Below are 997 nucleotides of genomic sequence, written 5' to 3'. Positions count from 1 at the left end.
GCCCGGTCATCCGGCACACGGGGGAGTGGGACCTCTCGACGCTGGAACTCGTGGTGAGCCTCGACGCCGCGGGTCGGGCCGAGGGCCTGCTCTACGAGGACGCGGGCGACGGCTACGGCCACCGCGACGGGGAGTACCGTCTGACCCGCTTCGTGGCGACGCGGGTCGCGGGCTCCGACGAGGTGACGCTCACGGCCACGATCGAGGCCGGGAACTGGCCGGCGCCCGCGCGCACGTTGAAGGTGACCGTCCTGTCGGAAGATTGACAGCGATCAGGGGATGCGAACGATTCCTGATAGGGGTAGTTTGGGACCATCGTCGCGACCCACGCCCCCGGGCGTCGCGGTCGTCGCATTCCCCAACCGACCGGAGGTTTCCCATGGAGAACACCGAAGTCAAAGTCGGCATGCAGGTGCCCGATTTCACGCTCACCTGCTACGACCCCAAGGCCCACGACTTCACCAAGGTGACCCTCGCGGAGCAGAAGAAGAACGGCCGCTGGACCATCCTCTTCTTCTATCCCGCCGACTTCACCTTCGTCTGAGCGACCGAATTCGCTGCTCTGGCAGAGCAGCAGGATCGCTTCGCGAAGATGGGCGCCACGCTCATCACCGTGTCCACCGACACCGAATTCTCCCACCTGGCCTGGAAGCGCGAAGAGAAGGAACTGGCGGCCGTCACCTACCTGATGGGGGCGGATCCGACCGGCAACCTCTCGAAGATGTTCGGCGTGTACGACGCGGGCTCCGGTCTCGCGCTGCGCGGCACCTTCGTCATCGCGCCCGACGGCACCCTCTTCAATTCCGAGGTCAATTTCTACAACATGGGCCGCAACATCGACGAGCTCATGCGGAAGTTCAAGGCCAACCTCTACCTGGCCAAGAAGACCGACGAGGGCTGCCCCTCCAAGTGGAAGGACGAGGGCGACAAGACCCTGCGTCCGGGACCGGAGATGGTCGGCAACGTGCATGAGGCGCTCAACGACTAGCTCCTGTCG

General features: G+C 65.0%; 2 protein-coding genes. Both read left to right on the top strand.

All coding sequences use genetic code 11. The annotated features are described in order from the left end of the window. The coding region (locus tag KDM41_18250) for a DUF5110 domain-containing protein (protein MCB1185366.1) at positions 1–266 on the top strand (266 nt) is incomplete at its 5' end. Between the two features lie 113 nt (positions 267–379). Next, positions 380–988, top strand: a complete 609-nt coding sequence (locus KDM41_18245; protein ID MCB1185365.1) for a peroxiredoxin — start codon at positions 380–382, stop codon at positions 986–988. The last annotated feature ends 9 nt before the right edge of the window (positions 989–997 follow it).

It is taken from the genome of bacterium, assembly GCA_020440705.1.
In the GTDB taxonomy this organism is placed as follows: Bacteria; Krumholzibacteriota; Krumholzibacteriia; order LZORAL124-64-63; family LZORAL124-64-63; genus JAGRNP01.
This window is presented reverse-complemented; position numbering and strand designations above follow the sequence as displayed.